Raw genomic sequence first — 22,940 nt, forward strand, 5'->3', positions numbered from 1 at the left:
GAAAATGTTACTCTTATTTAAAATAGATGTCAACCGTAGCCTACAATTTTTTCAAAAGGTATGGCAAACTAACATATATAAAGTGAAACTTTAATCAGTGGGGGGGTGTTTATCCCCACTGTTTATTAGCCCTCACCAATCGGGCTGTCCTGTAAATAGCGGGATAAAATAAAAAACTTTACGTTTAAACGTAAAGTTTTTAATAAGTTATACAACCAGCAATTACAATCCCAATTGAAAGCGATAAAAACATAAGAAAAAGACCGACTGCTTGATTATCTTCTTCGAGACTTTTGTTTATATTAAAGCGTGGTGTAAGCCACTCAGCTAAATAAAAGACAATAATTTGAGCCAAAATCCCAATTGCCCCCCACGAAATCATATCAAGAAGTGAAATTGAATTAGCTGCTGTCGAATATAAAACAATAGCTAACCCAAGTAATCGTCCTCCAAGCACATAGCTTACCGCCTTATTCCCTTGAGCCATTAACTTAAATTCCTTAACTTTCGTTGTCACTTCCATCAAGAACAGACCAATACATAAAAGTCCGAGTGTTACTGCTAAATATAATAAAAAATTAATCATTTTTCCTCCTCCTTTTTATACCTACCGGTAAATAGTACGATTCATTTCCTGTAATCTTTTCTCCCGCGCGAATACCGATACTACTCGCTTTTCCAGCAATTAAAAAAGAACCAAACACATACGACAGTTTCTCCATCCCTTTTTCTGTTTCCAAGAATACGACTGGAAGTTCTGTATACTTTTGAAATATTGGCAGTGACGTTTTATATGTTTGATGTGCATTTTGAAGCATAATATTTTCATCCTTATCGCGAATCGTAATTGTATCTCCTTCTCTACCAAATGAAGGTTTTTGAACGAAAGAACCTTTTCCTAAAAATAAATCTGGTTCTAAATATGTAGGTAACATATATTCTTTAATCCACTGTTGTTCCTCGTTTGTATAAAAGGCCTCTTCTTCTGCTAACCCCCAAATAAGACACTGAATTGATTTTGGCTGAAGTAAAAATGCTGACAAAGGATTTATTATAAAAAGCTTTCCGGCTTTTACAAGTTGCAGCAGTTCCACACCTACCAAATCTCCTGTTTCAGAATCTTGATCCTCAATTAAATCTTCTATCGGATATGTTTGGCGATATAAAACGTCAATCTTCGCCCCATCTTTATCGATTAGAGCATCTTTTGTAATTCTAAGTTCTGACATTGGCACTACTTTATTTTCAACATGGCATAACTGACTCAAATACATAGTCGTATTCCAATCCTCAATATGTTCATGATGTGCTGTAAAAACAACATTTGGATTGTCTAATCCCTTTGTCGCTTCCATTACAGCTTTCGTAACACCAGAAGATAGTAATCGTTCTTGATCCGAGTTTGGATCATCATAACCTAGATTTTCACATACTTTCCCATTCATTTGAAAACATTCCACAATAAAAGTTGGTGTATCACTATTAAACTCAAGCATTTTGATTTGGTTATCCTCTGTTACAGCAAAATCAAATCGCGAAATTACAGATTCAGGATAAAGCCCTTTCATTCTAATGAAAGATAAGCTCACAGGAGGAAAACCAAGCTCAAGAAGCTGTTCGTCACTTAAATTACGCAAAAGTCTAGCAGTCTTAAAAAATATTTTTCCCATTCGTTCAGTCGCCAATCGTAATTGTTCCAAAGTCTGATTTGTTATAGAAAAAACATGAAACAAACTATACTCACATTCATATAAATCCGACCAAAAATTTGGATATTTCAAATAAAACTCTTTTCGATCCCTTATGTATTGCGACATATTTTAGCCCCCAAATCCTCCCTTTGAACCGCTTCCAATTCCACCTTTAAATTCAGCAGACGATTGATACGATTTAAACGCCGATGAATTTTTAAAAGAGGATTTATTTTGATAGTATCGCCCACCATAGAAATAATGCCCACGATAACCTGAACTACTATCATCACACTGCCATACCCCAAGTTCATCATCCCAATCCCAATCAGAACAACTATTATCATTCGGTTTTGGGGGAAGATCTTGTGCGCAACCAAATAAAGTGCCAGTCATTAAAGACGTTACGACACCACCTACTAGCCATTTCGTTTTTGTCACTTTCGCACTCCCCTTTTTAATTTCTATTCCTATTATATAGGATAGCATGATAAAGTAGAAGAAAAAGGAAGAAGAGGGATAAAATGCGCTTAGAATATCGACTTAATGATGAAACGAAAGGGTATCCTGCTTTATGGAACTACGCCAATATTTCTAATTCTGAAATTATCGCACGCATGACTTGTGAATATTTTATTAAAGAGAAAAATACTTATGTTGTTACTGCAACTTCGGTTGATCCAGACGGAACAGCAGTTATTTATATTCAAAAAGAAGTTTTCGCAAATGACCCTTCAGACCCTACATACTCCCACATCGGATTTGAAATTAGAGAACTAAGTGAAACGAGTTCAAACATAGTAGATAGTCAAGATGTATGGAAATATGAAGAAATTTTACCATCTCTTCATTCAGATATTATATATATTCAACGAGACGGCATGTCTATGGAATTCTCCTTGGATTCTAGAGAGATTGATGAAGACAGAAAGTGCTACATTTATTACGGAAACTTCACAGGTGAATCAAGATAATATTGATATATCTATACAACAAAAAAACCTTACGTATAAAACGTAAGGTTTTTATATAGCCCCACATATGCCGTTCTCTCTAGATGTCCATAAACCTGCTCTCACAGGTGGATGCTCTCACAAATGTTTGTAACTTCCTTCTTAAAAAGATGGCATGTTAGCTACATTTAAATATTGAACTTCCATATTAAACTTATTGGTTTAAGACATGCATAAGCTACGTACACCGTAGGAATTAGATATAAGGTTAGTTGAAATAAGACCCCCGCACGTGCCGCTCCTCGTAAATGTCCAAAAACCCGCTACTCGCAGGTGGATGCCCTCACAGTTACCGTACATCTTCCTCCACAAGGAAGGCTTGATGATGGTCGCTAAATATTGAGCTTCCGTATAACTAACATCGGTTTTAGACATAAATAAGTTACGCACACCGCAGGATGTATTATTTACTTGTCGTTATATTATCACATTGTTTCTAATGTGTAAAATACAAATTTTTTCGAGCAATCTCTTGCTTGTGACCTTATTTTAATACAAATTATTTTTGCATGCAAGTGATTAATCTTCTTCTTTTGCAATTTGATTTTCTGGATAAGAAATCCAATCACTCCAGCTACCTACATACAATTTAACATTTTGGAATCCAGCCAATTTTAACGCAATGATATTTGGACATGCCGTAACACCAGAACCACAATATACAATGGTTTCCTTATCTTTCGACAGATTTTGGAATCGTTCTTGTTGCTCAGCTTCATTCTTAAATTGTCCTGATTGCAACATTCCATCTTTCCAAAAATAGTTTGCTGCTGTCGGAATATGACCTGCTTTATGATCGACAAGTTCCTCTACACCAGCATAACGTTTTGGCTCTCTTGAATCAATTAATGTAACATCTGCACCTGCCTGGATATTCTCTCTTACTGTTTCCATCGATACAAGCATATGATCTTGTATGTTTGTTTTGAATGTTCTTCGTATAACAACAGGAATTTCCGTTGTTGTCGGTAGTCCATTCTCTTTCCAAGCCGGGAAACCACCATCTAATATATATACTTTCTCATGTCCTACATAGTTACATAACCACCATAAACGAGCAGCATTTGCACCGGCTTGACTATCATACGCAATTACTGTCGTATGTTCATCAATACCAGCCTCCGAAAGCTTGTCTGCAAACTCCTCAATATTTGGTAAAGGATGGCGGCCACCATGTTCTGCTATAGGACTTGATAAATCTAAATTCAAATCAAAATATAAAGCATGAGGAATATGTCCTTCTTCATACTCTTCTCTACCCCAATTAGGATTCGCTAAATCAAAACGACAATCGATTATACGGACATTCTCATCTTCTATATGCTCACGTAACCATTCGACTGTAACTATCATCTTTAACGACCTTCTTTCTCTTTCAAACGACTTACATACTCCATAACCATTTCTTCTGTAACATATTTACGCTCTAGTGTAACACCATTTTTTGCAAGATCATTAATTTGCTTCGTTACAACATTAATGACATCAACCGAAAATTCTTTCCCATTTGACGCAAGAGATACAGCAGCTTCAATAGCTGCTTCACGCTGTGCATCTAATTGTAAACATGCTTTTACACTTTCATTTTGTTTACGAGAATGTGCTGTAATTGCTTTATGTACTTCCATCTTCTCTTCCCCCTAAATAGTTATACGTTTTTATTCAATTCCATTGCAAGCCGGATCATATCACGACATACAATCCCATTTTCAATAATCTCTTCTTCATAATGCTTCGAAAAGTAATCAAAATCAATAGAAAAAATACGAAATCCACATTTTTGATATAAAGCAAGTTGTGAAACACTAGAATTGCCTGTACCAACTTCAAGTTTTGACATACCATATCCTTTAGCAGTTTCTACAGCATGCCTTAATAGCTTCTTCCCAATCCCTTTTCCTTGTAAATGCTCTGCAACCGCAATATTCATGATTTCCATCGTCTTTGGCCTTGTTTCCAAAAGAACATATACACCGATAACGCTCCCCCCCTGCTTAGCTACATATGTTAATCCTCTTTGTACATATGTAGCTATTTGCCGTTCACTTGGATCAGCAAGTAGCAATAAAGACTTCGGTATAGCCTCTTTTGGAATACGTTCTATTACAACAGACATAAAAAATTCCCCCTTCTCTATTGTTCTAAACCCTCCTTGTCTACCATAAGTAATAGAAAGGAGGGATTCACCATGGACAACAATGAGAAAAAATGCAACGTCATCTCTATTGATGGAAAGAAGAAGAAAAGCGACACGTATTCCTATCCAAAATTAGTAGTTGAAAACAAAACATATGAATTTTCTTCATTCGTCTTATGCGGTGAAACACCAGATGGCAGACGACTCGTTCTTACTCATATGATTTCTACCGATGAATTTGCTGGATTTGTAAAATCTTTAGATACTGTACTGCAAAAGAAAATTGAACGAATCTTTTTCTCATAACGACTATATAACATAAATTTCTTTTTCAATCTCTACTAACTGCTTTTGCAATTGTTCTTTACTTTGTTCATATAGAGATACATCGATCGTTTCAGCCAATGCAAACAATATACTTTCATAATAGTTCATCACATCTTGCTGCATCACTTTTTGGAATAAGTTCCACTTCATATCCCACTCTTGCTTATAATGATGAACAAATAAATCTTTTTCATCAGCTACATAGTTTGATACGAGCGGTTCTAATACAGATTTAGCGTCTTCTTGCATAAAAGCTTTGTCATTCTTTTCAAAAAAGCTTTTCTCATTTTTAAAATGTGCCAGTGCTTTTTTGAAATCTTTTATTTCAACTGAAGGGAACGGTTCTTTATGTGTAATATCTTTATATTCATACTCCACTGTTCCATTCATAGAAATTGATTCATTTTCCACTTTACAGTTCACTACAATTTCGTCCTTTGCACGCTTCATCGCTTCGTCTATCCATTTTTCAAGGCGTAATGATGTCGCACGCATTTCTTGCAATAAATCATGCTGAATAAATGCTACTAATTCCATAACACACTGTTGCAATTGTGTTTTCACATTTCCATCCGTTCGAAGTGAAGCCGGATTAATAAATTCAGTAAACACATCGTTATAGCGTAGGAATAGGCGCTGTTGCACGTAATAAAGCAACTCTTTCACTTCATTTTGCATCGCCTGTTCTTCAGCAAGTACACTATATGATGAAATGATATGAAGTAGTTGATCACGCTCTGCTTCATATTTTTTCGTTTGCTTCTCTTTCTCTTCATTCCCCTGCTTTGCACCCTTTATCATGTTTACTAAAAGCTGATCTGCCCCTTGCAAAGCACCGTATAGAGCATGCACAGAAACAAGCATTAAATCTCTCATCATAAAGGACGTAAATGATTCCTCAAACTTAGTAATCCCAGAGTTTTGTAAAATACCATACTTCTCTTTTTCAACATTCTTTCCTTGTTTCTCTTCAAGCGCACATAAACTTGAAATTGCAAATAAACGCGGATTTCTAATACCGTATTGCAGTAGCTGATCTGCGATATAACCTTTTACCATTTCAAGTTCTTCTTCAGACTCTGCTAAATCCGCCGCATTAATTAAGAAGAACATTTTATCAAGGGCAAAAGTATCCTTTACACGACCAAGTTGAATTAAAAATTCACGGTCAGCACGAGAGAATACATGGTTATAATATGTAACAAATAAAATAGCATCTGCGTTTTTAATATACTGGAATGCAACATCCGTATGGCGAGCATTAATAGAATCCGCTCCAGGTGTGTCTACAAGCGCTACTCCCTGCCTTGTTAAAGCACAATCATAATAAAGTTCCATATACTCAACGAAGCATGATTTCTCTTCATTCGCTACATAATCAGAGAACTCTTCTAATGTAACTTGTACTTGTTCTCCTAAATAAGTAGAAACTGCATCATACCCTTTTTGTACCGCTCGTAAAAAGCTAAATGTTGTTTTTTGCTTCCCAGTTGGTGAAGGATATTTCATAACTTTATCAATTTGTGCTAACGCTTCATCTAACGTAGCAATCTCATAATGAAACAGCTTATAAACAGCTTTCATATCTTCTAATAACGCTTGCTTTGATTTAAACTGAACAATTACTGTTCCATGTGATTTTTCCTCTGTAACCGGCAAAATTTGATTAATCGTTGCCGTCGTCGGGTTTGGTGATACAGGAAGTACTTTGTCACCGAGTAAGGCATTGGCAAATGATGATTTCCCAGCACTAAATGCCCCGAATAACGCTACTGTAAATTGTTTTGTTTCCACACGTCTTCTTTTCTCTATTACCTCTTGCTGTACATGTTTCAACGCTGGTAATGGCTCTAATATCGTTTCGGCTTTTTTCACTTTCTCTAATATACGTTGAATATTTAAAGCTGCCGTTCCTTTTAGCTCTTCCTCATGAACCGCTACGTTATCGTTTACGATTTCCTGTTCTTGTAGTGTAAATTTCTCACTAACAATTTGTGTCTCCCTTTGCAATATCTCATCTATTTGCAACCCTTCAGGCGTAGCAACATGATCGTGCCAAACATTTCGTAAATAGTCTTCATATGCCTCCAAATTGTTACTGTATTGTAATTGTGTTTCTTTCGCCGTTTGCAACATCGTATATGTTTCAATCTCTTCTTCAATACGAGCAACTGCTTCCCTCACCTTTTGCTTCAAAACGACCGCACTTTTATCAAAAATTTGCTGTGCTTTTATAAAATAACGTTTCTTCAGTTCATTCGCTACATCCGCTGTATAAAGAAGTAAGTAATCACCTGTGAAACCTGCACCTTGTTTAATTACTTCGGCCAACATTTCTGGTCCGAAAGCAATTTCTAACCCATATATGTCTTTCCCAATTTCCTCCGTGAACAATCCTTCTTCTTTTAAGAAGGCTACAATAAATTCCTTCACATGAAAATCAAGTTGCGTTTCAACAGTTTTTTGAAGGGCAGAATAAAACGCCTCTACACGTCTTTGTTTTTCTTGCTCCGTCTTTCCTTTCGAAAATAGCAAACCGACCTTAAATTTTGTTAATTTCGTTTCTAAATATGCATTTGCCAATTCTCTCATTTCAAATGGCATTAAATAAGCATTATCTAATATAGCTTGTAAACCTTTTATAAATTCGTTTCTCACATGAGATTCTTTACTTGCCTCACGATTTTTCGCTTCCGTTAGCTCTTCCTTCTTTTCAACTACCTCTGAAATAGAAAGTGGTGATGCTAACTCTTCCTCATATTTCAAAAGAGCTTTTTCATTTTCAGAAACAATAAACGAGAAATGTTCCCCCATTAAATATTCTGTTTCTCGCTCCATTCCAGTCCTTACACACTGCTCTTTTTCCTTCATAATAGAAGTAATTAACGCTTCTAAGCTTCTAATTTCATTATGTGGATGGTTCATCATTCGTAATGACGTATAATAAACACCATCTACTTCAATATCCCAGTTAGAGAATGATTGTTTTACACTATCTTTATAATTCTCAAACGATAATTCATTTTCTTTATGTTTATCTATTTGATTTACAACGAGATAAACCGTTTTATTACGTTGTTTCAATTCTTTAACAAATTGTAAATTCACTTCCGATTGGACGTGATTATAATCCATCATATAAAAAATGACATCTGCCAGATGAAGTGTCGATTCTGTCGCTAATTGATGGGCATCATCTGTTGAATCGATCCCTGGTGTATCAACTAACATAACCCCTTCAGGAATTGGCGCGTCGTTTCGATAAATATGAACACCAATTACTTCATCGCCGTCTTTACAAATTTGTTTTAATTCTTCTGCTGAATATGCACCGTCATATTCGTACTGCTCTCCAGATTTAACCGTTACAACAACACGATCCATTCCTTTTTCAATTTTGACAACGTTAGCGCTTGTCGGAATTGGACTTGTCGGTAACAACTGCGCTTTATATAGATGATTCATCATCGTTGATTTCCCTGCAGAGAAGTGACCGCAGAACGCTATCATAAGCTGTTCTTGTTTATATTTTTGAATTACCTCAAACAACTTTAAACTATTCTCTGCATCGCCGTGTTTTTGCCACTCTTCATAAAAACAAACAAGTTTTTTCATACCGTTTGTCTGTACTATGTTTGTCATCCCCTTGTTCCCCTTTATCCAAGATGTATATACTTTTCCCCGCTATTTGCGAGCTCATAACCAGTGAGAGTTACACCTACCCAATGATTACAGTTTCACTTTACTATCATACTAAATTTTCAGCATATTCTCATTAAAAATAAAAAATCCCTTTCATTCTTTTTACAAATGAAAGGGATTTTATGTCATATCACTCATTTTGCTGTTCCTACTCCATTTAAAACATACTTCGCAATAACTGCATATACAGCGACTGTACCTGCTACTAATGCATATACCATACTTACGCACCAACCTTTTTTGATAATGATTATCACTTTTGAATACAGTGTATCATTAAAGAGAATCATTATCAACACTTTTCATAAAGAAAGCTCCTTATAAGAAGGAGCTTTACCGCCTGTTTTGAAGAAGGTTAAAACTTGTTGTGCAATCTTATTATATCTCATCCTACATAACTTAACAGTTTAAAAAAATGGAAATATCCCCTATCCCCTCCATCTTACATTTTGTATAATAAAAGGGAATTACTTAACAAGGAGGAAAAAAATGACACAAAATCTCACACAAGGCGAGAGGATACACTCCATTGATATTATTAGAGGAATAGCTGTACTAGGTATTTTTCTTGTGAATTGGCCTGTTATCGCCGGGGTTGACTCACGTGATCTTTCAGGAATTTACGAAGGGATAGACAGCTACATTCGCCTATTTTACGATATGTTTATTCAAACGAAATTTTATACAATTTTTTCGTTTTTATTCGGATTAGGTTTTTATATTTTTATGAGTCGTGCTGAAGCGAAAACAGATCATCCGAAAATTTTATTTGTTCGCCGCTTACTTATTTTATTATTATTCGGTTTCTTACATTACGTTCTTTTATGGGACGGAGACATTTTACATACTTATGCGATTGCTGGATTTTTCTTATTTTTATTTTATAAGAGAGAACCTCGTACTATTTTAATATGGGCTATCGTTTTATTGAGTATTTTTCAGTTTTTCATGCTAATCGTAGGTATTATGATTGCATTCGTTCCAAAGGCAGAATTAGGATTCTCCTTACCTATCATGCCACTTGAAGACTGGGTGTCACAAATCCAAAATCGTTTCCATGCATTTTATGCTGATGGAATTGGACTCAACGTATTCATGCTCCCAGAAACAGTTGGGCTGTTTTTACTTGGTTTATACGCCGGCAAAAAGGATATTTTCCGCCGCGCGAAAGAGTTAGATCCAAAGCTTAAAAAATGGCAAATTATTATGTTCATTTTAACATTACCAATGTGGTTCTTCATGGTCCGTTACTTCTTATCAAAACCATTTTATGAACCAATTTATATGCAGGTCTTTACAATGTTTAGCGGAAAGACATTGTTCATCTTCTACATTGTCACGTTAATGCGTTTATTACAAAAAGAAAAATGGCAAACAGTATTACGTCCATTCCAATACGTTGGACGAATGGCATTAACAAATTACATCTCGCATACAATTGTTATATTGCTTGTATTCGGGCTATTATTTAAAAATGATTATCCTTCTCCATTATGGGTTGGACCAATATTCTGCATTAGTTTCTACACGTTACAAATCTTTATTAGCCGCTGGTGGCTTTCATATTACCAATACGGGCCACTTGAGTACATTTGGCGTCTTGGTACTTACGGGAAAATGATGCCACTTAAAAAGAAAAGCAAGGTCTCATAACGAGACCTTGCTTTTTTACGCTTCTCTTACTGCATTTTGCATAGATACTGGCTCTTCTTCTACTTTCACTTTGCGCTGCGGCACCATATTAAATACGATATTTAAAAGTACTGCTGACGCACTTCCAAGTACAATTCCGTTATCTGTTAAAATACGAATGCTTTCTGGAAGTTGTGAAAATAATGTAGGAACGACTGTTACGCCAAGCCCAATTCCAACAGAACATGCAACGATTAATAAGTTTTCTTGTTTACCAAAATCAACGCTACTTAACATTTTAATACCATATGCCATAACCATACCGAACATCGCTAACATCGCACCACCCAGTACTGATTTCGGAATAATTGTTGTAATAGCTGCGATTTTAGGAATGAAACCAAGAACGATTAACATACCACCACACGTGTAAATAATAACGCGATTTCTTACTCCAGTTAATTGAACAAGTCCTACGTTTTGAGAGTATGTTGTATATGGGAATGCGTTGAAAATGCCACCTAACACCATCGCTAATCCTTCTGCACGATAGCCTTTTGTTAATTCTTTTTCACCGATTTTTTTATTGCAAATATCAGATAATGCAAAGTATACACCCGTTGCTTCTACAATCCCTACACAAGCAACAAGAATCATCGTAATAATTGGTGTTAATTCAAAGGTTGGTGTACCAAAGTAAAATGGTTGAATACCGTGGAACCAATCAGCCTCTCCAACCGCTTGCAAACTTACTTTCCCCATAAACGCTGCAACGATAGTACCGAACAACAAACCTAATAGAATAGAAATGGAACGGATAAATCCATCAAAGAAACGATACATAACGATGATGAATAATAACACTCCAAATGCTAACGCTAAGTTTTCAAGACTTCCGAAATCTTTGCTTCCTACTCCACCAGCCATATCATTAATAGCAGCTGGAACAAGTGTAACTCCAATTACTGTAACTACAGATCCTGTTACAACAGGTGGAAACAGTTTTACAAGTTTTCCAAATAATTTCGCAAAAATAACAACAAATAACCCAGCAGCAATAATTGCTCCATAAATTGAAGACACACCGTATTGTTTTCCAATCGCAATCATCGGTCCAACCGCTGTAAATGTACAACCAAGTACAACGGGAAGTCCTATACCAAAAAAGCGATTTGATAATGCTTGTAAAATTGTCGCAACGCCGCACATTAATAAATCAATTGAGACTAAATATGTTAACTCTTTTTGATTTAAACCAAGTCCGCCGCCCACAATAAGCGGAACGATAATTGCTCCAGCATACATTGCAAGCATATGCTGCATACCAAGCGATGCAATTTTAAATGGATGCTGCTTCATCGTTTATTTCACCTCCGCAGTTTCTTGCTGTACAAATGTAACTGTGCCGTTATCAAATGATGCAATTTCTGCTAGTGATTCAACACGAACTCCTTGTTCACGAAGCTTCTTTCCTCCATCTTGAAATGCTTTTTCAATAACAATCCCAATTCCTGCAATACTGGCTCCTGCTTGCTCTACTAAACTCATTAACCCTAAAGCAGCCTGACCGTTTGCTAAAAAGTCATCGATAATTAAAACGCGATCACTTTCATCAATATGATTTCGAGATAATGAAATTTCATTCGTTTCTTGTTTCGTAAATGAATATACGTTTGCAACGTACATATTATCTTGTAACGTTAACGATTTACGTTTTCTTGCAAAAATTACTTTTACACCAAGCTCTAATGCAGCCATAACAGCTGGTGCAATGCCTGAAGATTCAATCGTCACGATCTTTGTAATGTTCTCTTCTTTAAAACGTTTAGCAAATTCTTTTCCGATTTCTTGCATAAGTACTGGGTCAATTTGATGGTTTAAAAAAGCATCTACCTTTAATACGTCACCAGATAAAACCTTTCCTTCGTTCAAAATCTTTTCTTGTAATACTTTCATGTTTGTTCCCCCTCTTATGCAATAAAAAAACTCCAAAAGCCGCCACCACTCGTTACAAGTGAGAGACGCGCTTTTGGAGTTTCGCAAAAAAGAATGCTAAACAAGCAAATATATTCGTCCTCACTCATAGTCAAAGTATTTACGGTACTTCGGTAGAAACTTGCAGGCCATATCCCCGCGATTATATGAGTGTAGCTAACTATTTATTTTATAGATGGATTATAACGCACTTTTTATACTTTGAAAAGTATTTATTAACAAAACACGTACAAATTTTATCAAAATATCATTTTCGTTCGAGTTTTGTAAACTCTTACATATTATTTCAAAGCGCCGTTAAAACGATTGGCCCATCTTTTGTAATCGCAATTGTATGCTCATATTGCGCTGATAATTTCCCGTCCATCGTTCTTGCAGCCCATCCATTTAAATCTACTTTCGAATATCGCATACCTACATTTACAATTGGCTCAATTGTAATTACCATTCCTTCTTGCAGCTCAGGCCCTTGTCCTTGTTTCCCAAAATGAAAAATTGCTGGTTCTTCATGAATCTCTTTACCGATTCCATGTCCCGTAAAGTCTCTTGCGACAGAAAAACCTTCATTTGTTACATAATTTTCAATTGCATAGCCAATGTCTCCTACATGATTACCAATTACCGCCTGATCAATCCCTTTATACAAAGCATTCTCAGCTACTAACAACAACTTTTCTGCTTCATCAGAAACATTTCCAACTCTATACGTCCAAGCAGAATCTGAAAGACCACCATTTAAGTTTACTACCGTGTCAATTGTTACAATATCGCCCTCAGTTAAAGGTACATCCACCGGAAACCCATGGCACATTTCATCGTTTATAGATGCACATATCGCATATGGATACCCGTTATATCCTTTCTGCTGAGATATTGCACCATGCTTTTCTAAATATGCTTCAACAAACGTATTAATTTCTTTTGTCGTAATACCTGGTTTCATCATTTTTGCAATTTCCCTATGACATGAAGCAAGTAACTTCCCGGATTCGTGCATCAAATCTATTTCATTTTTCGTTTTAATTGTAACCATGCTTACCTCTACCTTCCTTGCTAAACTTACTATTTGCTACTAATACAAATCCTCTTCCAAAACTTCCAATTATAAAAGCTAACATCATTTCTTCTATTTTCCGAATGTAAATTTTTATTTAATTCGTTTTTACATATTACATCTAGTATTTTTTGTTGATGTTTACTTATAAACAAAGTATAGTAACACTATACTATTAAAAGGAGGATTGTTAAAGATGATGCATGCAGGAAGACTACGTCAGCAAACTTTGAACAATAAGTAACTTAATATGTTCAAAGGCTCTGTTTTCATAAAGCAGAGTAAACGGGATTAGTCTGCACATTTTTAATAATCTTCAACGGAAGAATACACTTTCCATATGAAGAAAGGCAGATATACATCTGTCTTTTTTTCGTATATTTTTTTGATACAAAAAGAGACGTTTTTTCATTATATCCTCGTTTACTCTTAACCACAGACAGAAGCCCGTCTGTGGTTTTTTTATGATTACATTTTCTTATATCTTGCTACTTCAATCATATGGATGTAGTTAGAAACAATTCGTAACAGAAAACGTATGAAAACATTGAAATCTAAATAAACATTTGGAGGAAATCAAAATGAATACACTTAAAGTGAAACAATTAGCAAATAAGGAAGGACTAAATATATTAGAAGATTCAATAGAAATCAATGAATCTGGCGTTGACTTTCAAGTAGCACACGTCAAAGAACAAAACGGGGATAAATGGATACTACGAATTCCTCATAGACGAGAATCTATGAGACATGCTCTACGTGAAAAAGAAGCATTAGAAATCATGAAAAAACATGCAGAATTCCAAGTTCCTGATTGGTCTATATTTTCTGAGGAACTAATTGCTTATAAACAACTAAGTGGCGTTCCTGCCGCTACTATCGATATAGAACAACAAGGTTATATATGGACCTTTAACGAAAAGGATGTACCAACTGAATACTATATTTCCTTAGGAAAAGTTTTAGCGAATTTACACTCATTACCTCAGCAAAAATTTAATAGTATAGGTGTTGAAATTCTTACTGCTAATGAATTAAGAACTTCTATGAAACAAAGGATGAATCGAGTGAAGGAACAATACCACATCAATCAAAACTTATGGGATCGTTGGCAAGCATGGCTAGCTGAAGACTCTTTTTGGCCATCTCACGTAGGAGTAAAGCATGGGGATATCCATCCAGGTCATATCCTGATTGATAATAAAAATAAGGTAACTGGCTTAATCGATTGGACAGAAGTAGGGATAGGTGATGTATCTATAGATTTCACATCGCATTATCTACTCTTTGGAAAGGATGGACTAACAAAGTTAATTCACTCTTATGATAACGCTGGCGGTAAAACTTGGTCAAGAATGGATGAACATATTATCGAACTTCTAACAACGAGTAGTATTACTGTTGCTGAATACGCTCAAGTGTCAGGTTTGAAAGACATGCATGAAATAGCTGTACACATGCTATCAACTGAAAGTTAATGAAGTTGCAAAAAACAGAAGAACCCTCTTCTGTTTTTTGTTATTTTTCACATATATAATTCATTTTCAAAAACTCAAAACAACTACCATTCGTCTTCTGTATAAACGTTCCAACTGCTTCAAATCCTGCCCTTTTATATACTTTAATAGCTCTTTTATTAAATGTCGCTACTGATAACGTTATATAATTGCATCCGTATTTTTCTTTAATAAAAGCTAGTCCAGCATTTACGAACTGTAAACCAAATCCATTTCCAGTTATATCAGGTTTCATTCCAAGACCTATATCAACCGTTCCATTATTTATTTTACAAATAGTAAAAAAACCAACGAGAATGCCATTTTCCTTCACTGAAAATGTATGATTCCCTCTACTCTCATCATGTAAAAATCCAGCTAAATCTTCTTCATCTGCCTCTATATCGTAAAAGGAATATTCCCCTTTATAATGCCAGTTATATGCAATCTCTTCCGCCTCTTCTTGCGTCATTACTGTATATGTATAAACCATCTTCTATCCCCCTATAAAAAAAAGCTGCAAGTAAGCAGCTCTTTTTTTACAACTCATAAATTTCTTTATACTTCGCTTCTAAATAATCTGCTAAGTAATTTGCATTTAACCCTTCGCCTGTTACATCTTCTAAAATTTCAAGTGGCTTTTTCGTTTTACCATATTGGTGAATATGTTCAGTTAGCCATTCACGAATTGGCGTTACGTTTCCTTCTTCTAATAATGCATCAAAGTTCGGAATATCTTTTAACATTCTTTGCTTAAACTGCGCTGCGTACATATAACCAAGCGCATAAGATGGGAAGTATCCAAATGAACCACCAGCCCAGTGAACATCTTGCAATACACCTTGTGCATTGTTTTCCGGACGAATTCCTAAATATGCTTCCATCTTATCATTCCAAGCCGCTGGCAAATCTTTCACTTGTAATGTACCATCAAATAATTCTTTCTCAAGCTCATAACGAACCATAACGTGAAGCGGATATGTGAGCTCATCTGCTTCTATACGAATGAACGATGGCTTCGATTCGTTAATCGCATCATAAAACTCATCTACTGATATATCATTGAATTGACCATTGCTATACTCTTTTAATAAATCATAATTTTTCTTCCAGAATGATTTATTACGACCGATAAAGTTCTCAAAGAATAACGATTGTGACTCATGAATACCCATAGATGTTCCACTACATAGCGGTGTACCTTCAAATTTTTCTGCAATATTTTGTTCATATACAGCATGACCACATTCATGAATTGTTCCAAACACAGCCATACGGAAATCCTTTTCGTCATAGCGTGTCGTAATACGAACATCCCCTCTATTTAATGTAATCTCGAAAGGATGCACCGTTTCATCAAGACGACCTGCTTCAAAGTCATAATTCAACTGCTTTAATAGCTCTAATGTAAAGTTCTTTTGTTTTTCTTTTGAAAAATGTTCTGATAAAGCACTTGTCTTTAATCTCTTTTGTGACTCCGATATTTCTTTTACAAGCGGAACGATACGCTCACGAAGTTGACCAAATACGTGATCTAACACTTCTACTGTAATACCCGGCTCATACATATCTAATAATGTATTATATTTGTATGTTTCGTAACCCCAATATGTAATAAATTTCTTTTTAAATTCAACTATTTGTTCTAAATACGGACGGAACATTTCGAAATCAGATTTTTCGCGGGCTTCTTCCCACACACTTTCCGCTTTCGCTTCTAATTTCACATACGCTTCATATTCAGCTTGTGGAATTTTTTTATTTCTATCATATTCTTTACGACACTCTTCAACCATTTTCTTCGTCGTTTCAGAAAGTTTGTCTTCACTTATTAAAGCTTCAAGCTCTGTTAAATAATTTCCCATCTCATCTGAAGTCGACATAGCAAACACTTCTGATGAAAGCATACCAATTACTTCTGAACGCTGGTCCACACCTTTTTTAGGCGCACCTGTTCTTAAGTCCCAAAACATTAAGCTTAATGCTTCTCCGTAATTTTGTATCTTCTTCACATATGTTAAAAATTGTTTTTCTACTTCATATGTAGCTACTGTCATCGTATAAAAACCTCCCTTTTCTACCTCAAACTTAATTCGACATGAAAATCTAAATTCCTTTTATAATAGAAAAAAAGCTTGGCAAGCGCCAAGCTTTCTCCTTATAATTCTTTACCTTCTACCGGTAGTACGTTTTTCACCGCTTCTATCACTTTCTCATCTTCTGTATCAGATAAGAAGATTGAAATAGCACCTTTATCGTCACTCGTACGAATTAAACGACCGATGCCTTGACGAAGACGTAAAATCATATATGGCACATCTACATCCCAGAACGGATCATTAACATGTTTACGCTTCGCTTCAAACACCGGATCGTTTGGAGGGAATGGTAATGACCAAATGATAACATGTGATAATGATGAACCAGGAATGTCTAAACCTTCCCATAAATGAACGGCACAAAGTACAGTCTCTTCTTCATTTTGGAAGCGAGAAACGAGCTGACTAATTTCTTGATCCCCTTCATATAGGAACGGAACTGACATTTGTTCTTTACTTACATATTCTTTAAACGCTGCAAGCTCTTGCGTTGTACGGAATAATACAAGTGTACGTCCATTTGTTTTTTGTATATTTTCAAGTGTATATTGACACTTTCTTTCCCATTCATTTTCTTTCGTATGCGATAGTAAGTTTACTGCCATTTGCTCCTCATAATCAAACGGTGAGGCAACTGAGAATGATAAGTAATCTTTTACCCCTAAGCTATTTGCTGTAAACGCGAATGAATCGTTATTAGATAATGTAGCAGACGAGAAGATATACGGGATTTTCTTCGAGAATACTTTCTCTTGTAACACTTCTTCAACTGCACGTGGCATAATGACTAACGTGAAGGCTCCATCACCTTCTTCGCCCCATGTAATTACATTTTTCTCGTGCATGAACAGACGAAGTGAATGTTCTAACACATCTAAATGTTCATCAACGATATTTAAATCATACGTATTTACTGTATGCATTTCACTTTCAAATACTAATGCATCACCGACTTCACCAATTTTCGCATAAAGTCGTTTTGCTTCAGCTGTTACTTTTTCTGTCACAGTAATTTCTAAACGATCCGAACCGGCAATTTCCTTTTTATTTTCTTGTAACACATCAAAGAATCGCTCTGTTTGCCAAATTGTTTCTTCTACTAAATGTGCAAACTCTTCACGAATATCATTTTGTAATAATCTCGTTAATAGTTGCTCCATCATCGTTTGCTTTAAACGGTATGTTAAAGCTTTTTGAGCTGCATATTCTACAAGATGTCCTTCATCGAATACAACGCAGCTACTTTCTGGTAATAACGGAATTTGCCCTTCACGCTTACGAGCATCGTACGTCCAAATATGATCCATATAGAAATCTTGAGAACAAATAATTAAATCTGCTGCTTTACGATAATGTTCACGAGAAAGAGTTTGTCCACAACGATGACGAGAATCACAAGTAAAGCAATCTTGGAAGTAATCCCAATTTACTTTTGACCATTCTTCGTCATTTAAAAGTGGAAATTCTTTTCTGTCACCATAGTGCGTAAAGTTTTGCATCGTACCATGATCGAATACAAACTGTGGTAACTCGTAATATACGTCTTCAATTACTTCTGGAGCTCGTCCACTCATAACATCTTCAAGTTTACGTAAGCATAAATAATTATCCATTGATTTTGCAAGCCTTACATCAACAGATAGCCCTAATGCTTCAGATAACTTAGCAATGTCCCCTTCTTCTTTCACAAGCTGCTCAATTAACGTTTCATCTGCACAAGCAATAATAGCTGGTTTCCCAGTATAACGCGCATAACAAATTGCATATAGAAGATATACAATTGTTTTCCCTGTTCCTACACCCGCTTCTGCGAACATTACTTTCTTTTCTTGGAAAGCACGCTCTAATTGAAACGCCATAAAAATTTGTTCATCACGCTCTTCAAATCCTTTTTCTGGAAGGATGTCGTAAAACACATCTCCAATCCACTCATTCAACTTATCATAAAAATTATCTTGTTTTCCTACTTCAAATGGTAATCTCTTCTCAGTAAACATCCTTAGCCTCCAACCAAAAAGTTTTTCTATAAAAAGATATAGCAACCGCTACTCATTTGTATGCAGTCACTTTCCCCTGTTACAATACATAGAAATGCACGAAAAAAAATTTTCCTTTCGAAAAAGGAAAATTTTCTTCTATATTAATGACTTTAAATACCGTTTATCAATCGCTGTTTCATGTGAAAGAGCTGACAAATATTCTTCTTGTGCTTTTTGTATTTCATCTACAATCACACCTTGGCTATCCACTTCTTTTCCGAGCTCATCATACGTACGGTGAATAGCTTTTTGAATCATTGATAATTGGAAACTATCCATATTAGTTCCTCCTTTACGCATTACATAATAGCCAGTATATGCGTGCTAGAGGAGTTTTATACTATGAATTACGCGGTGGACGTTTTCCGAAGTATTGGTAGTAATCTGTACGGATAAATCCGTTAAATAGTTTACGTTTCTTCGATGCATCTTTTCCGTAACACTTCTCAAATGCTTCGTAACTTGTTAATACATATGCTGACCATGTATCTAACGGACGGAATACTTGTCCCATTTCTTTGTACAATTGTTCAACAAGTGCTTTTTCACTTAAACGTTCTCCGTATGGAGGATTCGTTACAACGTAGCCATAATCCTCTTTTGTTGTGAAATCTTTTACTTGCATTTGTTTAAATGTAATTAAATCGCCTAAGCCTACTTCTTCTGCGTTATCTTGAGCAACTCGAATCATACGATGATCAATATCTGATCCAATGATTTGTAATCGTTGATCATAGTTCGCTAAATCTTCAGCTTCTTGACGAGCTTCACGCCAGTTTTGTTTACCTACCCAGCCCCACTCGTCAGATGCGAAACCACGGTTAAATCCTGGCGCAATGTTTTGTCCAATTAATGCTGCTTCAATCGGAATTGTACCTGATCCACAGAATGGATCAACAAATGGACGATCTGGCTTCCAGTTTGTTAATTTAATTAAAGACGCAGCTAATGTTTCTTTTAACGGAGCTTCCCCTTGATCCATACGGTATCCACGTTTATGAAGTCCAACACCACTCGCATCAATTGTTAATGTTGCAATATCCTTGAGCATTGCAATCTCGATACGGAATAATGGACCATCTTCTTCAAACCAAGTTGTACGTTTATATGTTGTTTTTAATTTTTCAACGACAGCTTTTTTAACGATACGTTGGCAATCCGAAACACTGAATAATTCAGATTTTAAAGATTTACCGATAACAGGGAATTCGCCATTCTCTGGAATATAATCTCCCCAGTTTAATGCTTTCGTTTTTTCAAATAGCTCATCAAATGTTGTTGCTTTAAATTCGCCAACTTTAATTTTTACACGGTCCGCAGTACGTAACCATAAATTCGTGCGACAAATCGCCTTTTCATCTGCTTCAAATGTTACTTTGCTGTTTTCTACTTGACATTCATAACCAAGATCGCGAACTTCTCGGGCAACTAACGCTTCAATACCCATTGCCGCTGTTGCAATTAAAGTAACTTTTCCCATTTGCATTCACCTCTTATGTATATTCAAACAATAATTAATAGCAATTGGTCCTATTAATCATTACATTTTACGAAAAATTTTCTCATTAACCATTTTAACTCATACTTTATAACTTCATACAAATAAAAAGCCCTCCTCTAACAAAGGAGAGCTGAGTTATTTCATAGTTGGTTCATAACGTTCTGTAAGCCATGTTCTGTTCCTTTGTACTACAAACGGCCCACGCCTCGTACTCCGGTGGCAATCATCTATCTACAGGTTATAAAACCTGTCCTTTCCCATCGTTCATTTCCTTGGAAAAGATTCCCCTACCATTATTTGGGTTTCTCGCTCGTGGGGTTTACCTCGTTCCACTCCTATCATTTCTTCAAGGACTTCGTCACTGTGGCACTTTAAAGGTAGTCAAACCATATCCGAAAGGACTTAGGTTTTTTCCCTGCCGTTAAACCAGCCTTACAGCCAGAATACCCTAGCTTATGAATTGGCTAGGCACGAACACTACAGCCATCTCAGGCCGTGCGAGCATGGACTTTCCTCTACAACGTTGGCGTTGCAGCGATTACCCAAACGTTATGACATCCATTAGTATAGTGGAAACAAAAAGATTTTGCAACGTTTTTTTCTATGTAAAATGCTTAAACCTTTTCCCACCTTACATCATTCGTATAACTTACTTCCAAATACAGCTTTTTCTAAGTTAGATAAGCGTTTTAAAATATCCGTATTCGTGTTGTTATAAACTGGTTGTGCAACTGGTGTTTGTACAGGTTGTTGTGGAACTTGCGTTACAGCTAGTTTTTGTTCCTCTAATTCACGCTTTAAACGAGCATTTTGTTGCTTTAATTGCTCAAACTCTTTGTGGAAAGCTTCATAGTCTTTAATGATCATATCAAGAAACTTGTCTACTTCTTCTTGCTGATAACCTCTCATACCTGTTTTAAATTCTTTTTCTAAAATATCTTTCGCTGTTAATTTAATTTTATCCGAAATCATTTTCTTCACCTCAAATTTTTACCAAAACTTTCATTAACTAAATTTTTTCAGAAACAATGCTTTTTGTCAATCATATATACGAGTACTATATTACATATTACTCTGCATTATTCCACTGTTCCTCTTCTATTATATCTTGTAAATCAGAAAAAAGAATGAAATAACTGTGATAATTTTCTATTTCCCCTTTTTTCTTTGCTGATTCTACAATATATTTGGGACTTCCTGGTTTTTCTTCATCGTATACCGCTAAAAGCGCATCACTTTTTTCAATAAAAAATTGATTTTTTAATTTAAATTGCTCTGGGCTTTCATACTTCCGTTTCGTGATACTATCAACATGGTCTGCTTGAGAAAGAATAAATTCGTAATATTCACGATTATCTTCTTTCCAATTTTCTTCTTGTTCTAAAAACGGAGTGAATACCCCTAATTTTAAATCTGGATATTCTACTTGCATTTCAAAAACAACTTCAGCAGCCCATAATTCTACACCTAATTGGCCGCTTATTATAACCCACTCTAAACCATCTTCTACAAAAGTGAGTAATTTACGGTGTAATGCTTTCTTTATACACTCCACTCCTGGATGATCATTTTTAAATATTCCAAGTTCAAATGGCTTATATCCTGTTACTGAAATAACTTTCATATCAACACTCCAATTACAAAAAAAGAACTAGCATTTCGCTAGTTCTAACATATCATTTACTTTTTAAATATTCCACCAACGTTTGGTCCGATATTTGGACCTACTGGTGATACATTGTTTGGTAAAAACGGTGATACATTTGGTCCTGGTCCAAACGGTGATACATTCGGTCCCGGCCCAAATGGAGATATTTGATGACCGTGGTGATGATGATGATGATGATGACCATGACCACACGGTCCACATCCGCCGCCGAATCCTGGGTCGATTGGGTCCACAACATTTACATTTGAATTTGTTTGTGGGAAGAAGTTTTGGTTTTTAATTTGTTGATGATGTACATGTGTTGTATGTGTTGGGAAAATGTGTGGCACCACCGTTGTTGAAAAAGAGTGTGTTACGCATTGTTTCGTCGGATGAATGACAGGAGCAGTCGTACAAATAGGTCCTGTAGGCTTATGCCCTCCAAAGCAAGGATGACAATGATGCATAGTTTTTTCTCTCCTCTCTCGTTAAAAAAATCTGATTACACTTTACAGTATGAGAAAAGAGAGAAAGCCGTTTGTTATATATACCCATTTATTACAAGGAAATTTGTCTAGTCCTTTATTTCATCTACATTGTTTTTAT

23 protein-coding genes, 3 other RNA genes and 1 riboswitch are annotated in these 22,940 nt (G+C 35.7%); of the genes, 4 read left to right on the plus strand and 22 right to left on the minus strand.

Features of this window, described 5'->3' with window-relative positions:
- Window positions 1-199 precede the first annotated feature (199 nt).
- From F3I02_RS06250 to F3I02_RS06260, 3 genes are read right to left on the minus strand one after another with little or no spacing between them, the layout of a single operon-like run.
- A complete protein-coding gene (locus tag F3I02_RS06250; RefSeq protein ID WP_000606856.1) occupies window positions 200-586 on the minus strand; it encodes a DUF350 domain-containing protein in 387 nt (128 codons plus the stop codon).
- Window positions 579-1,817 (minus strand): glutathionylspermidine synthase family protein, encoded by a 1,239-nt coding sequence (locus F3I02_RS06255; RefSeq protein ID WP_000084946.1) that lies wholly within the window; start codon window positions 1,815-1,817, stop codon window positions 579-581. Before F3I02_RS06255 ends, F3I02_RS06250 begins: the two co-directional genes overlap by 8 nt.
- Before the next feature lie 3 nt (window positions 1,818-1,820).
- Entirely contained in the window at window positions 1,821-2,132 is a 312-nt protein-coding gene (locus F3I02_RS06260) for a hypothetical protein (RefSeq protein WP_000169028.1), read from the minus strand.
- A gap of 83 nt (window positions 2,133-2,215) precedes the next feature.
- Here F3I02_RS06260 and F3I02_RS06265 point away from each other — a divergent pair, with 83 nt between their 5' ends.
- On the plus strand, window positions 2,216-2,665 hold the full coding sequence (locus F3I02_RS06265) for a hypothetical protein (RefSeq protein WP_001235518.1): 450 nt from the start codon (window positions 2,216-2,218) through the stop codon (window positions 2,663-2,665).
- Window positions 2,666-2,719: 54 nt separating this feature from the next.
- Here F3I02_RS06265 and ssrS (F3I02_RS06270) read toward each other — a convergent pair.
- From ssrS (F3I02_RS06270) to F3I02_RS06290, 5 genes are all read right to left on the minus strand, one after another.
- Window positions 2,720-2,903: non-coding RNA, 6S RNA (ssrS, locus tag F3I02_RS06270), on the minus strand.
- Between the two features lie 21 nt (window positions 2,904-2,924).
- Window positions 2,925-3,107, minus strand: a non-coding RNA gene (ssrS, locus tag F3I02_RS06275) — 6S RNA.
- Between the two features lie 116 nt (window positions 3,108-3,223).
- Window positions 3,224-4,057: a sulfurtransferase gene (locus F3I02_RS06280; RefSeq protein WP_000637536.1), complete on the minus strand. Its 834-nt coding sequence runs from the start codon at window positions 4,055-4,057 to the stop codon at window positions 3,224-3,226.
- Between the two features lie 2 nt (window positions 4,058-4,059).
- A complete protein-coding gene (locus F3I02_RS06285; protein WP_000451815.1) occupies window positions 4,060-4,332 on the minus strand; it encodes a YpbS family protein in 273 nt (90 codons plus the stop codon).
- 20 nt (window positions 4,333-4,352) lie between these two features.
- Entirely contained in the window at window positions 4,353-4,820 is a 468-nt protein-coding gene (locus F3I02_RS06290; protein ID WP_000117689.1) for a GNAT family N-acetyltransferase, read from the minus strand.
- 72 nt (window positions 4,821-4,892) lie between these two features.
- Here F3I02_RS06290 and F3I02_RS06295 point away from each other — a divergent pair, with 72 nt between their 5' ends.
- A complete protein-coding gene (locus tag F3I02_RS06295; protein ID WP_000369740.1) occupies window positions 4,893-5,147 on the plus strand; it encodes a DUF3931 domain-containing protein in 255 nt (84 codons plus the stop codon).
- A gap of 3 nt (window positions 5,148-5,150) precedes the next feature.
- Here F3I02_RS06295 and F3I02_RS06300 read toward each other — a convergent pair whose 3' ends face one another.
- Both F3I02_RS06300 and F3I02_RS06305 read right to left on the minus strand, forming a co-directional pair.
- A complete protein-coding gene (locus F3I02_RS06300; RefSeq protein WP_196477756.1) occupies window positions 5,151-8,810 on the minus strand; it encodes a dynamin family protein in 3,660 nt (1,219 codons plus the stop codon).
- Window positions 8,811-9,004: 194 nt separating this feature from the next.
- A complete protein-coding gene (locus tag F3I02_RS06305; RefSeq protein ID WP_176399948.1) occupies window positions 9,005-9,160 on the minus strand; it encodes a hypothetical protein in 156 nt (51 codons plus the stop codon).
- Window positions 9,161-9,359: 199 nt separating this feature from the next.
- Here F3I02_RS06305 and F3I02_RS06310 point away from each other — a divergent pair, with 199 nt between their 5' ends.
- The gene (locus F3I02_RS06310) at window positions 9,360-10,523 is read left to right on the plus strand and encodes a DUF418 domain-containing protein (RefSeq protein WP_131249674.1); all 1,164 of its coding nucleotides are present in this window, start codon (window positions 9,360-9,362) and stop codon (window positions 10,521-10,523) included.
- A 15-nt stretch (window positions 10,524-10,538) separates the two neighbouring features.
- Here F3I02_RS06310 and pbuX read toward each other — a convergent pair whose 3' ends face one another.
- From pbuX to F3I02_RS06325, 3 genes are all read right to left on the minus strand, one after another.
- Window positions 10,539-11,861, minus strand: a complete 1,323-nt coding sequence (pbuX, locus tag F3I02_RS06315; RefSeq protein WP_000809234.1) for a xanthine permease PbuX — start codon at window positions 11,859-11,861, stop codon at window positions 10,539-10,541.
- 3 nt (window positions 11,862-11,864) lie between these two features.
- Window positions 11,865-12,458, minus strand: a complete 594-nt coding sequence (locus tag F3I02_RS06320) for a xanthine phosphoribosyltransferase (protein ID WP_000866486.1) — start codon at window positions 12,456-12,458, stop codon at window positions 11,865-11,867.
- A 107-nt stretch (window positions 12,459-12,565) separates the two neighbouring features.
- Window positions 12,566-12,667: riboswitch (purine riboswitch) on the minus strand.
- 116 nt (window positions 12,668-12,783) lie between these two features.
- A complete protein-coding gene (locus tag F3I02_RS06325; protein ID WP_000256351.1) occupies window positions 12,784-13,530 on the minus strand; it encodes a type I methionyl aminopeptidase in 747 nt (248 codons plus the stop codon).
- Window positions 13,531-14,132: 602 nt separating this feature from the next.
- On the opposite strand from F3I02_RS06325, the gene mphL reads away from it, so the two are divergent.
- The gene (gene mphL, locus F3I02_RS06330) at window positions 14,133-15,029 is read left to right on the plus strand and encodes a macrolide 2'-phosphotransferase MphL (protein ID WP_196477757.1); all 897 of its coding nucleotides are present in this window, start codon (window positions 14,133-14,135) and stop codon (window positions 15,027-15,029) included.
- Window positions 15,030-15,069: 40 nt separating this feature from the next.
- On the opposite strand, the gene F3I02_RS06335 is transcribed toward mphL, so the two are convergent.
- The 9 genes from F3I02_RS06335 to F3I02_RS06375 form a co-directional block, all read right to left on the minus strand.
- Window positions 15,070-15,540, minus strand: coding sequence for a GNAT family N-acetyltransferase (locus F3I02_RS06335; protein WP_000263213.1), 471 nt, complete (start codon window positions 15,538-15,540; stop codon window positions 15,070-15,072).
- 46 nt (window positions 15,541-15,586) lie between these two features.
- The gene (ypwA, locus tag F3I02_RS06340) at window positions 15,587-17,104 is read right to left on the minus strand and encodes a carboxypeptidase (RefSeq protein ID WP_046945510.1); all 1,518 of its coding nucleotides are present in this window, start codon (window positions 17,102-17,104) and stop codon (window positions 15,587-15,589) included.
- A gap of 101 nt (window positions 17,105-17,205) precedes the next feature.
- A complete protein-coding gene (locus F3I02_RS06345) occupies window positions 17,206-19,143 on the minus strand; it encodes an ATP-dependent DNA helicase (protein WP_000493698.1) in 1,938 nt (645 codons plus the stop codon).
- A 138-nt stretch (window positions 19,144-19,281) separates the two neighbouring features.
- Window positions 19,282-19,464, minus strand: coding sequence for a DUF3921 domain-containing protein (locus tag F3I02_RS06350; protein ID WP_000376898.1), 183 nt, complete (start codon window positions 19,462-19,464; stop codon window positions 19,282-19,284).
- Window positions 19,465-19,525: 61 nt separating this feature from the next.
- Window positions 19,526-20,665 carry a THUMP domain-containing class I SAM-dependent RNA methyltransferase gene (locus tag F3I02_RS06355; protein ID WP_000521224.1) on the minus strand — a complete coding sequence of 380 codons (1,140 nt, stop codon included), beginning with the start codon at window positions 20,663-20,665 and terminating at the stop codon, window positions 19,526-19,528.
- A 180-nt stretch (window positions 20,666-20,845) separates the two neighbouring features.
- An RNA gene (rnpB, locus tag F3I02_RS06360) (RNase P RNA component class B) lies at window positions 20,846-21,236 on the minus strand.
- 86 nt (window positions 21,237-21,322) lie between these two features.
- Window positions 21,323-21,658 (minus strand): cell division regulator GpsB, encoded by a 336-nt coding sequence (gene gpsB / locus F3I02_RS06365; protein WP_000622431.1) that lies wholly within the window; start codon window positions 21,656-21,658, stop codon window positions 21,323-21,325.
- Between the two features lie 97 nt (window positions 21,659-21,755).
- Complete coding sequence (locus F3I02_RS06370) at window positions 21,756-22,310, minus strand: SLOG family protein (RefSeq protein ID WP_000864832.1); 555 nt, start codon at window positions 22,308-22,310, stop codon at window positions 21,756-21,758.
- Window positions 22,311-22,366: 56 nt separating this feature from the next.
- On the minus strand, window positions 22,367-22,801 hold the full coding sequence (locus tag F3I02_RS06375; protein ID WP_000546273.1) for a CotD family spore coat protein: 435 nt from the start codon (window positions 22,799-22,801) through the stop codon (window positions 22,367-22,369).
- Between the last annotated feature and the right edge of the window lie 139 nt (window positions 22,802-22,940).

This window comes from Bacillus sp. SRB3LM (genome assembly GCF_015712745.1).
Lineage (GTDB): Bacteria > Bacillota > Bacilli > Bacillales > Bacillaceae_G > Bacillus_A > Bacillus_A thuringiensis_K.

Coding starts and splice junctions, on each gene's coding strand:
- F3I02_RS06355 (WP_000521224.1), bottom strand. CDS start 20,665: ATGGGAAAAGTTACTTTAATTGCAACAGCGGCAATGGGTATTGAAGCG.
- F3I02_RS06305 (WP_176399948.1), bottom strand. CDS start 9,160: ATGATTCTCTTTAATGATACACTGTATTCAAAAGTGATAATCATTATC.
- F3I02_RS06250 (WP_000606856.1), bottom strand. CDS start 586: ATGATTAATTTTTTATTATATTTAGCAGTAACACTCGGACTTTTATGT.
- gpsB (WP_000622431.1), bottom strand. CDS start 21,658: ATGATTTCGGATAAAATTAAATTAACAGCGAAAGATATTTTAGAAAAA.
- ypwA (WP_046945510.1), bottom strand. CDS start 17,104: ATGACAGTAGCTACATATGAAGTAGAAAAACAATTTTTAACATATGTG.
- F3I02_RS06375 (WP_000546273.1), bottom strand. CDS start 22,801: ATGCATCATTGTCATCCTTGCTTTGGAGGGCATAAGCCTACAGGACCT.
- F3I02_RS06255 (WP_000084946.1), bottom strand. CDS start 1,817: ATGTCGCAATACATAAGGGATCGAAAAGAGTTTTATTTGAAATATCCA.
- F3I02_RS06295 (WP_000369740.1), top strand. CDS start 4,893: ATGGACAACAATGAGAAAAAATGCAACGTCATCTCTATTGATGGAAAG.
- F3I02_RS06370 (WP_000864832.1), bottom strand. CDS start 22,310: ATGAAAGTTATTTCAGTAACAGGATATAAGCCATTTGAACTTGGAATA.
- F3I02_RS06350 (WP_000376898.1), bottom strand. CDS start 19,464: ATGGATAGTTTCCAATTATCAATGATTCAAAAAGCTATTCACCGTACG.
- F3I02_RS06300 (WP_196477756.1), bottom strand. CDS start 8,810: ATGACAAACATAGTACAGACAAACGGTATGAAAAAACTTGTTTGTTTT.
- F3I02_RS06280 (WP_000637536.1), bottom strand. CDS start 4,057: ATGATAGTTACAGTCGAATGGTTACGTGAGCATATAGAAGATGAGAAT.
- F3I02_RS06325 (WP_000256351.1), bottom strand. CDS start 13,530: ATGGTTACAATTAAAACGAAAAATGAAATAGATTTGATGCACGAATCC.
- F3I02_RS06265 (WP_001235518.1), top strand. CDS start 2,216: ATGCGCTTAGAATATCGACTTAATGATGAAACGAAAGGGTATCCTGCT.
- mphL (WP_196477757.1), top strand. CDS start 14,133: ATGAATACACTTAAAGTGAAACAATTAGCAAATAAGGAAGGACTAAAT.
- F3I02_RS06320 (WP_000866486.1), bottom strand. CDS start 12,458: ATGAAAGTATTACAAGAAAAGATTTTGAACGAAGGAAAGGTTTTATCT.
- F3I02_RS06290 (WP_000117689.1), bottom strand. CDS start 4,820: ATGTCTGTTGTAATAGAACGTATTCCAAAAGAGGCTATACCGAAGTCT.
- pbuX (WP_000809234.1), bottom strand. CDS start 11,861: ATGAAGCAGCATCCATTTAAAATTGCATCGCTTGGTATGCAGCATATG.
- F3I02_RS06335 (WP_000263213.1), bottom strand. CDS start 15,540: ATGGTTTATACATATACAGTAATGACGCAAGAAGAGGCGGAAGAGATT.
- F3I02_RS06285 (WP_000451815.1), bottom strand. CDS start 4,332: ATGGAAGTACATAAAGCAATTACAGCACATTCTCGTAAACAAAATGAA.
- F3I02_RS06310 (WP_131249674.1), top strand. CDS start 9,360: ATGACACAAAATCTCACACAAGGCGAGAGGATACACTCCATTGATATT.
- F3I02_RS06345 (WP_000493698.1), bottom strand. CDS start 19,143: ATGTTTACTGAGAAGAGATTACCATTTGAAGTAGGAAAACAAGATAAT.